Source organism: Streptomyces triticirhizae (assembly GCF_003696235.1).
GTDB lineage: Bacteria > Actinomycetota > Actinomycetes > Streptomycetales > Streptomycetaceae > Streptomyces > Streptomyces triticirhizae.
Genome location: NZ_RFFJ01000214.1, coordinates 1 through 9449 on the forward strand (window position 1 = coordinate 1; position 9449 = coordinate 9449).

General features: G+C 74.9%; 7 protein-coding genes. All 7 read right to left on the minus strand.

Annotated features, from left to right (window positions below; genetic code table 11):
• On the minus strand, window positions 1-810 hold an 810-nt coding region (locus tag EBN88_RS25620; RefSeq protein ID WP_122399431.1), incomplete at its 3' end, for an LLM class flavin-dependent oxidoreductase.
• 63 nt (window positions 811-873) lie between these two features.
• Window positions 874-2478: an ABC transporter substrate-binding protein gene (locus EBN88_RS25625; protein WP_122399432.1), complete on the minus strand. Its 1605-nt coding sequence runs from the start codon at window positions 2476-2478 to the stop codon at window positions 874-876.
• Window positions 2475-4181, minus strand: a complete 1707-nt coding sequence (locus EBN88_RS25630; RefSeq protein ID WP_122399433.1) for a dipeptide ABC transporter ATP-binding protein — start codon at window positions 4179-4181, stop codon at window positions 2475-2477. Before EBN88_RS25630 ends, EBN88_RS25625 begins: the two co-directional genes overlap by 4 nt.
• Entirely contained in the window at window positions 4178-5011 is an 834-nt protein-coding gene (locus EBN88_RS25635; protein WP_122399434.1) for an ABC transporter permease, read from the minus strand. Before EBN88_RS25635 ends, EBN88_RS25630 begins: the two co-directional genes overlap by 4 nt.
• Window positions 5008-6012 (minus strand): ABC transporter permease, encoded by a 1005-nt coding sequence (locus EBN88_RS25640; protein ID WP_122399435.1) that lies wholly within the window; start codon window positions 6010-6012, stop codon window positions 5008-5010. Before EBN88_RS25640 ends, EBN88_RS25635 begins: the two co-directional genes overlap by 4 nt.
• Before the next feature lie 4 nt (window positions 6013-6016).
• Complete coding sequence (locus tag EBN88_RS25645; protein ID WP_122399436.1) at window positions 6017-7387, minus strand: aspartate aminotransferase family protein; 1371 nt, start codon at window positions 7385-7387, stop codon at window positions 6017-6019.
• 50 nt (window positions 7388-7437) lie between these two features.
• A complete protein-coding gene (asnB, locus tag EBN88_RS25650; protein WP_122399437.1) occupies window positions 7438-9297 on the minus strand; it encodes an asparagine synthase (glutamine-hydrolyzing) in 1860 nt (619 codons plus the stop codon).
• Window positions 9298-9449 lie beyond the last annotated feature (152 nt).

The following is a 9449-nucleotide window of genomic DNA, read 5'->3' on the forward strand; positions in this document are numbered from 1 at the left end:
GGCGGGGCGGCCGGCGGCGCGGGTCTCGGCGCGCAGGATGGCGCGCAGCGCGCGGGCGGCGCCCAGGGTGGGCGTGCCGGCGAAGACGCCGTCGCCGGTGCGGGCGGCCAGCCGCAGCCCGGCCAACGAGGAGGTCGCCTGGAGGACGAAGGGGAACGCGGCGGAGTAGGGGGCCATGTCGAGCGGCCCGGTCTGCTCGTAGAACGTTCCGTGGTGGACGACGTCCTGGATCAGCTCCTCGCGCACGAAGCGGTCCCGCGCCGGGTCGGGCCGGTTGGCCTCGGGCGGCCAGCTCGCCCACAGCCGGCGCAGCACGTCGAGGAACTCCTCGGTCTGGGCGTGGCGTCGCTCGGGCGGGGTGGCGCGGGTGATGCCGATGGCGGTGCCGGAGCGGAAGGAGGACACCACGTTGACCCAGGCGCGGCCCCGGGAGATCCGGTCCAGGCTGGCGAGGGAGCGGGCGGCGGAGAACGGGTGGGTGTGGAGGGTGGAGACGGTCGGCAGGACGGCGATCCTGCTGGTGGCCGAGGCGATCAGCGCGGCGGCCTGGAACGGTTCGAAGACCGTCAGGGGCGGTCCCGCGCGCAGCGCGGCGCGGTTGACGCCGGAGAAGTCGGCCTGGAAGAAGGCGTCGAACCCGGCCTCCTCGGCGCGCCTGGCCTCGCGCACGAAGGTGTCGACGAGGAACGGGGAGTCGGCGCGTCCCGCCTCGGTGCGCCAGTCCCGACTGGTCGGCAGGTACTGGGCGTTGAGCAGCAGGGTGGGCGTGGTCGGCGGTGTGGTCACGGGGGCGGTCAGGGGGCTGGTCATGCGGTTCCTCGGCTCGCTCTGGCTCGGTCGGCGGGTGGCGGCGGCGTCCCTCGGTGCCGGTGGTCAGTCCTTGGTGACGCGGTGGAGGATCGGCTCCCAGGCGTTCACGGGGAAGGTCAGGTCGCGCACGGAGTCGCGGGCGAGCAGCACCTGCGCGGAGTCGAACAGCGGGATGCCGTAGCCCTCCTCGACGAGGATGGTCACCGCCTCGTCGACGAGCTGGCGGCGGCGCTCCGGGTCGACGGTGGTGGCCTGTTCGGCGAGCAGCTCGTCGACCTCGGGCCGGGGGGCCTGCCCGGTCCACTGGGCGAGTTCGGTGTGGTAGAACGCGGCGATGCCGTCGGCGTCGCCCCGGCTGGCGCCCTGGTAGACGGCGAGCTGCCAGTCGCCCGAGGCCCGCAGGTCGGCCTGTTCGGCGTCGGAGACCTGGTTCAGTTCGAGGGCGACGCCGATCTCGGCGAGGCCGCTCTGGAGGTACTCCCAGCCGGCGGTCGAGGCGCCGATGTCGGAGCCGACGAACGTCAGGCCGACCTCAAGCCGCTGCCCGTCGCGGACGCGCACCCCGTCCTCGCCGACGCGCCAGCCGGCCTCTTCGAGGAGGGAGCGGCTGAGGTCGGGGTCGTGCGCGAGCGCCTCGCCCCGGTCGGTGTGGAAGCGGTGGCCACGCGAGACCACGTCGGTGGCGGGCTCGACGCCCTCGCCGTAGAAGGTGTCGACGAACTCCTCGCGGTCGATGCCGTGTTGGATGGCGCGGCGGACGGCCGGGTCGGCGAGGACGGGGTCGGCGGTGTTGACGACCAGGGTGTTGACGACGGAGCGGTCGGGGGCGAGCACGGTCTGGACGCCGTCCTGGCCCTCGGCCTGGGCGAGCCCCGAGTCGGTGATGGAGTAGGCGACGTCGTACTCGCCGGAGAGGACGCCGGCGGCCCGGACGCTCTCCTCGGGGACGATCTGGATGGTGACCCGTTCCAGGGCGGCCTCGCCCTCGCGGCCGTGGGCGGCGGGCGCCCAGTCGTAGCCGTCGCGGCGGACGTACTCGACGCGTTCGTCCTGGACGGCCTCATCCAGCACGAACGGGCCGGTGCCGACGGTGCCCTCGGCGCAGCGCTGCTCGGGGGTGCGGGCCAGGGACTCGGGGGCGACGATGCCGAACTGGCCCTCGGTGTTGGCCTGGAGGAAGCCGGCGTTGGGCTCGTCGAAGGCGATCCTGACGGTGCGTTCGTCGAGCGCCTCGGCGTGGTGGTAGCCGCGCAGATAGGCGTCGACGGTCGGCGAGACGCCCTGTTCGGCGAGGGTCCGGAGGGTCTCGAAGTTGTCGGCGACGACCTGGGCGGTCAGCTCCTCGCCGTTGCTGAACGTCACGCCCTCGCGGAGGGTGAACTCGTAGGCGCGGCCGTCCTCCAGGGTCTCCCAGGACTCGGCGAGATAGGGCTCGATCTCGCCGGTCTCGGGGTTCTCGCTGAGCAGGGTGTCCAGCACCTGCCGGCCGAAGAGGGCGAACGGGTTGGACTGGGCGTAGTCGAAGCAGGTCGGGTACCAGCCGTAGGCGATCCGCAGATGGGTCGCGTCGCCGGCGTCCGTGGAGGAGGCGGAGCCGCCGCAGCCGGCCAGCAGGAGCGTGGCGGCGGTGGCGAGGGCGAGCGGGACCTGGCGGGTGGTGCGGGTCATGGCGTGGTCGTCCTGTTCTGCTGCTCGGTCGGGTTGGTGGTCGGGTTCGGGGTCGTCTTCCGGAGGGGCCGGGTGGGCGGCGGTCCGGGTTCGGGCAGGGTGGGCACGGCGTCCAGCAGGGCGCGGGTGTGGGGGCTGGTGGGGGCGGTGAACACGTCCTCGGTGGGGCCGCGTTCGACGATCCGGCCCCGGTGGATGACCAGCACCTCGTCGGCGACGGCGCGCACCACGCCGAGGTCGTGGGAGACCAGCAGGTAGGCGACGTCGAGCCGTTCCTGGAGTTCGGTCAGGAGCCTCAGCAGGGCGAACCGCACGGCCTGGTCGAGCGCGGAGACGGGCTCGTCGAGCACCAGCACGTCAGGCTGGAGGGCCAACGCCCGGGCGATGGCGATCCGTTGGAGCTGGCCGCCGGAGAGCCGCGGCGGGCGGCTGGCGGCCGTCTCGGCCGGGAGTTCGACCTGGGCGAGCAGCTCGCGGACGCGGGCCGCGCGGGAGGCCGGGGTGCCGACGCGGTGGGCGTGCAGCGGCTCGGCGACGATCTGGCCGACGGTCAGCGCGGGGTTCAGGCTGCGCGCCGGGTTCTGGTAGACGAGCTGGACCCGGCGGGTCGCCGCGCGGCCAGCGCCCCGGCCGGGGGGCGGGGTCACCGTTCCGGCGTCGGGCCGGTCCAGGCCGGTGAGCAGGCGCAGCAGCGTGGACTTGCCGGCGCCTGACTCGCCGACGACGGCGACGGTGCGCCCCCGGTGGAGGGCGATGTCGACGTCCCGCACGGCCGGCACGCGGGGCGCGCCGCGCCCGCCGCCGAAGGACTTCGCCAGGCCGGTCGCCGCCAGCACCGGCGGCTCGTCGGCGGCCCGCGGGCGCGGGCGGCGCGGCGGCAGCCGGCTGGGCAGGGCGGCCAACAGCTCGCGGGTGTAGGGGTGTCGGGGGCGGGTCAGGACCTCGCGGGTGGGGCCGGTCTCGACGGCGTGGCCGTGCCGCATCACCAGCAGCCGCTCGGCGCGCTCGGCCGCGACGGCGATGTCGTGGGTGACGAGCAGCACGGCCAGGCCGCGTTCGGCCCGCACCCGGTCCACCAGGTCGAGGACGCGCCGCTGGACGGTGGTGTCCAGGTTGGAGGTCGGCTCGTCGGCGAGGAGCAGGCGCGGCTCGCCGACCAGGGCGAGCGCGATCAGCACGCGTTGGCGCTGCCCGCCCGACAGCTGGTGCGGGTACTGCCGCAGCCGCGCCTCGGGCCGGTCCACGCCGACGTCGGCGAGGGCGGCGACGGCGCGGGCGCGGCTGTCGGCCCGGTCGGTCAGGCCGAGGAAGTGGCGGTGCAGTTCGGCGAAGTGGCGTTCGATCCGCACCAGCGGGTCCAGGGCGCGCACCGGGTCCTGCGGGATCAGGCCGACGGAACGGCCGCGCAGCGCCCGGGGGTCGGCGATCTCGCGCGGCGCCTCGCCGTCCCCGTCGCGGACGGCGAGCCGGCGGAAGGCGACGTGGGCGGTGCGCGGGGTGAGGCCCAACAGGGCGTGCAGCGTGGTGGACTTGCCGGAGCCGGACTCGCCGACGACGGCGAGGGTCCGGCCGGGTTCGACGGTCAGGGACAGGTCGTCGACGGCGAGCAGCCCGCCGGCGTTCCGGCCGGGGCGCGGGTAGCGCACGGTGAGCCCTTCGAGGGCGAGCGCCGGGGCGCTGGTCGCGTGGTGGAGGTCGGTCACGGCGTCAGCCCCTCGTTGGCGTGGCCGACGGCGCGGCCCAGGCGGTGCAGGGCCAGCACCACGCAGGCGAGGACGGCGCCGGGCAGGGTCGTCAGCCACCAGGCCGTCGCGAAGTAGTCGCGTCCGCCGGCGATCAGGGTGCCCCACTCGGGGTCGGGCGGCTGGGTGCCGTAGCCGAGGAAGCTGAGGGCGGAGACGGACAGCACCATGGTGGCCAGCTCCAGCGCGGCGAGCGCGCTGATCGGGCCGCGCGCGTGCGGCAGCACGTGGCGCGGCAGCACGCGGTGGCGCGCGACGCCGAACCCGGCGGCGGCCTCGACGAACGGCTGGGAGCTGACGCGCAGCACCTCGGCGCGGGTGACGCGGGCGAGCGCCGGCACGGAGGCGATGCCGACGGCGACGGCGAGGTTGCCGGGTCCTGTGCCAAGACCGGAGACGATCAACAGCGAGATCAGCAGCGAGGGCAGGGCCAGCAGCACGTCCACGCCGGCCATCAGCACCCGGTCGACGAGGCCGCCGAGGTAGCCGGCGGCCAGCCCGACCAGCAGGCTGAGGCCGAAGGCGAAGGCCAGCGCGAGCAGCGCGGTGACCAGCGTGGCGCGGGTGCCGTGAACCACGCGGCTGAGCAGGTCGCGGCCGAGTTCGTCGGTGCCGAAGGGGTGCGTGGCGGTGGGTCCGGCCAGCCGCTCGGTGACGTTCTGGGTGAACGGGTCGTGCGGCGCGAGGAGTTCGGGCAGCAGCGCGGCCAGGCCGACGGCGGCGAGGACGAGCAGCGCGGGCCAGGGGGCGGTGGCGCGCCGGCGGGTGGCGGCGGGCGCGGGGGCGGTCATGCCGGCGCTCCCCCGTTCTCGCGGCGCAGCCTCGGGTCGAGCAGCGGGTAGAGCAGGTCGACGGCGAGGTTGACGGTGGCGAAGACCAGCGCGGCCAGCACGGTGATGGCCAGGATCACGGGCGCGTCCTGGGTCTCGACGGACGAGGCCAGCAGCCGCCCGAGGCCGGCCCTGGCGAAGACGGTCTCGGTGATCACGGTGCCGACCAGCACCCCGCCGACGGTCAGGCCGGCGAGGGTGACGAACGGCAGCAGCGCGTTGCGCGCCACATGGGCGAGGTAGACGCGCCGCCAGGGCAGCCCACGGGCCGTCAGCAGTTCGACGAACGGGGCCTGCCGCACGTCGTCGAGGGAGCGGACCAGCACGGCGGCCAGCGCGGCGGAGACCGGGAGTGCCAGGGCGACGGCGGGCAGCACCAGCCCGGCCAGCCCCTCGCCGCCGGAGGACGGAACCCAGCCCAGGGTGAAGGAGAACAGCCGCAACAGCAGCAGGCCGAGCCAGAACGCGGGGATGGCGGCGATCAGCGCCGGCGCGTGCCGCAGCAGCCGGTACGCGAGGCCGTCGCTCCGCCAGGAGGTGACCAGGGCCAGCGCGACGGAGAACGGCACGGCGATGACGAGCGCGGCGGCGGCGAGGCTGAGCGTGCCGGGGGCGACGGCGGCCAACACCTCGGGCACCGGCCGGCCCGACTGGAAGGATGTGCCGAGGTCGCCGGTGAGCAGCCGGCCCAGCGTGGTGAGGTAGCGCAGGAGCAGCGGGTCGTCGAGGCCGTGGGCCTCGCGCAGCGCGGCGATCCGCTCGGGGCTGGCGCCGCCGGCGCCGGAGGAGCGGCGCTCCAGCATCAGTGCCACCGGGTCGCTGGGCAGCGCGTAGAGCAGGAAGAACGCCAGGGTGTACGCCGAGAGCACCACGGCCGCGAACGAGCCGGCCCGGCGCGCCGCGTGGCCGGCGCGCCGCGCCGGTGCGGCGGGCGGGACGGTCGGGTCGAGGATCTCCGCCATGCGTCTACAGCCCCCGCCAGGCGTCGGTGAGGGCGGAGCGCAGGACCTGTTCGACGAAGGTGAACTCCTCGGGGCCGACGACGGTGGGCGGCGCGAGGAGGATCGCGGGGTCGCCCCGCTCGTCGATGCGGGCGTGGAGCCCGGCGGCGCGCAGCGCGGGGGCGAGCGACTCGTCGATGAGGCGGCGGCGTTCGGGCCCGGTGAAGGGTTCGCGGGTGTGCTGGTCCTTGACCAGCACGACGCCCCAGAAGTAGCCGGCGCCGCGCACGTCGCCGACGATCGGCAGGTCCCTGAGGCCGGCCAGGGTGGCGGCGAACGCGTCCTCGTGGTCGCGGACGCGCTCGTTGAGCTTCTCCCGCTCGAAGATGGCGAGGTTCTCCAGGGCGACGGCGGCGGCGACGGGGTGGCCGGCGAACGTCAGGCCGTGGGCGAAGGTGTGCTCGGGGCGGGTGAACGGCTCGAAGAGGCGGTCGCTGACGACGGCGACGCCGGCCGGGACATAGCCGGAGGTCAGGCCCTTGCCGCCGGTGATGATGTCGGGGGTGACGCCGTAGCGGTTGATGGCGAAGGCGTCGCCGACCCGGCCGAAGGAGGTGATGACCTCGTCGGCGACGAGCAGCACCCCGTAGCGGTCGGCGATCTCGCGGACCCGTGCGAGGTAGCCGGCGGGCGGCGGGATCGCGGCGCCGGAGTTCTGCACGGGCTCCAGGAAGATCGCGGCGACGGTCTCGGGCCCCTCGGCCTCGATGGCCTCGGCGATCCGGTCGGCGGCCCACCGGCCGAAGGCCGCCTCGTCCTCGCGCAGGTGCGCGGGCGCGCGGTAGCGGTCGGTGGTCGGGGCGCGGTGTCCCGAGGGCACCAGCGGCTCGAACGGGGCGCGCAGCTGCGGGAGTCCGGTGATGGAGAGCGCGCCCTGGGTGGTGCCGTGGTAGGAGATGGCGCGGCTGATCACCTTGTGGCGGGTGGGCTGGCCGACGGCGCGGAAGTACTGCTTGGCGAGCTTCCAGGCGGTCTCGACGCTCTCGCTGCCGCTGTTGGTGAAGAACACCCGGTTGAGGTCGCCGGGCGCGCGTTCGGCGAGGGCCTCGGCCAACTCGGCGGCGCGCGGGTGGACATGGCCCCAGATGGGGAAGTAGTCCAGCTCGCGGATCTGCCGGGCGGCGGCCTCGGCCAGCTCGGGCCTGCCGTGGCCGACGTTGACGGCGAAGAGTCCGGAGAGCCCGTCGAGGAAGCGTTGGCCCCGGTCGTCCCAGAAGTAGGCGCCCTCGGCGCGGGTGATGACGGGGACCTCGCCGCCGGCGGCGAGCCGGGCGTGGTTGGTCAGATGCAGCCAGAGGTGGTCGCGGGTCTGTCGGAGGGTGTCGCTGGTGGTCATGGGTGGGCTCCCGGGTCTTTCGGTGAACGGGGCGGGCGCGGGGAGGCGCTTCAGAGGGCCAGGCGCGGGGCGTACTGGCGCAGCCAGGAGGCGAAGTTGAGGATGACCTCGCCCTCGAAGTTGCTGACCAGGCCGTGGGAGCGGGCTGCCTCGCCGATGTGGCGCGGGTCGAGCGCGGGCGCGGCGAAGATGTCGCTCAACCCCTCGGGCGGGTCGCGCAGCACGCGCGCGAGGTGGTCGGTCAGCCGGCGCGAGTAGTCCGGGTCGGGCGAGGTGGGGTAGGGCGACTTGCGCCGCTCGCGGACGCTCTCCGGGAGCAGCCCGACGGCGGCGTCGCGCAGCACGCCCTTCTCCCGGCCGCCGGCATGGTGGATGGCGCGCGGCAGGGTGACGAGGAGTTCGACGACGCGGTGGTCGGTGAAGGGGACGCGCACCTCCAGGCCGCTGGCCATGCTCAGCCGGTCGTTGCGGTCCAGCAGCATCGTCAGGAAGTGGGTGAGGGCGAGGTACACGATCTCCCGGTGGCGGCGCTCGCGCGGCTCCAGCGCGGGGTCGAGGTCCAGGGCGCCGAGCGCGGTGGCGTACGCGTCGGCCAGGTACTCCTCCAGCCGCAGCCTCCGCACGAGGTCGGGGTCGAGGGTGCCCATCACCCGCTGGTGGAGATAGCCGTGGGCGGGGCTGTCGGCCATCCACGGGAAGGTGTCGGCCGCGACGGCCCGGGGCTCGGAGAACCACAGGTAGCCGCCGAGTATCTCGTCGGCGGCCTCGCCGGAGAGCGCGACGGTGGCGTGCCGGCGTATCTCGCGGCACAGCAGGAGCAGGCTGGTGTCCAGGTCGCCGAAGCCGTTGGGCAGGTCGCGGGCGCGCACCGTGGCGTCGCGCTCGGCGGAGTCGGACAGCGGACGGGCGTCGAGCACGATGTTGGCGTGCCGGGTGCCGATGAACTCGGCGGCCTCGCGGGCGTGGTGGCGGTCCTGCGCGGAGCGGGAGTCGGCCGAGCCGGCGGCGTCGGTGAAGTCGACGGAGAACGAGCCGATGCCGGCGCGTTCGGGCAGGCCGCCGGCGATGGCGGTGACGACGGACGAGTCCAGCCCGCCGGAGAGGAGGGTGCACAGCGGCACGTCGGCGATGGTCTGCCGGGTGACGGTGTCGTGCAGCAGCGACCGCAGGCGTGCGACGGCCTCGTCCGGGTCCTCGGTCGCGGCGGGGCGGGCGACCACCTCGGCGAGGTCCCAGTAACGGTGGGTGCGCACGCCGTTCCTGGTGAAGGAGAGCACCTGTCCCGGGAGGACCTCGGCGACGCCCCGGTAGGGGTTGGTGCCGGGGAACTTCAGCAGCGGCAGGGCGAGTTGGCGCAGCCCGTCCTCGTCGACCTCGGTCTCGACGTCGGGGTGGGCGAGGATGGCCTTGGCCTCGGAGCCGAAGATCAGGCGGCCGCCGTCGTGGTGGTAGAGCAGCGGCTTGACGCCGAGGTGGTCGCGGACCAGCCAGAGGGTCTCCTCGCGGTCGTCCCAGACGGCGAACGCGAAGATCCCGTTGAGCCGCCCGACGGAATCCGCGCCCCACTCGGCCCAGGCGGCCAGCAGCACCTCGGTGTCGCTCGCGGTGCGGAAGCGGTGGCCGCGCGCGGTCAACTCCTCGCGCAGTTCCCGGTGGTTGTACAGCTCGCCGTTGTAGGTGACGACCCAGCGGGGCTCGACGCGGCCCGGCTCGGCGAGGGTCATCGGCTGGGCGCCGCCCTCGATGTCGATCACGGAGAGCCTGCGGTGGGCGAGCACCGCGCGGCGGGTGAGCCACACCCCGGAGCCGTCGGGGCCCCGGTGGGTGAGCTGGTCGTTCATCTTCTCGGCGACGGCCTGCGCGTCGGGGCCGAGCCCGGCGTGGTCGACCCAGCCGGCTAATCCGCACATGGCTAAGAAACCCTTCCGTGGTCAGGGGTGGTCGGGGGGGCGTGCTGAGGGTGCGCCGGTGGTGTGGTGGTGCCCCGGGGGTGCCCGTCGCGGGGCGGGGGCCGGTCGCGAACGGCCGGCCCCTGCCGGGGCGTTGGGGCGCGCCCGGCTCG

Excerpts from the sequence above, each read along its gene's own strand:
- EBN88_RS25625 (WP_122399432.1), bottom strand. The coding sequence starts at position 2,478 with ATGACCCGCACCACCCGCCAGGTCCCGCTCGCCCTCGCCACCGCCGCC.
- EBN88_RS25635 (WP_122399434.1), bottom strand. The coding sequence starts at position 5,011 with ATGACCGCCCCCGCGCCCGCCGCCACCCGCCGGCGCGCCACCGCCCCC.
- EBN88_RS25640 (WP_122399435.1), bottom strand. The coding sequence starts at position 6,012 with ATGGCGGAGATCCTCGACCCGACCGTCCCGCCCGCCGCACCGGCGCGG.
- EBN88_RS25645 (WP_122399436.1), bottom strand. The coding sequence starts at position 7,387 with ATGACCACCAGCGACACCCTCCGACAGACCCGCGACCACCTCTGGCTG.
- asnB (WP_122399437.1), bottom strand. The coding sequence starts at position 9,297 with ATGTGCGGATTAGCCGGCTGGGTCGACCACGCCGGGCTCGGCCCCGAC.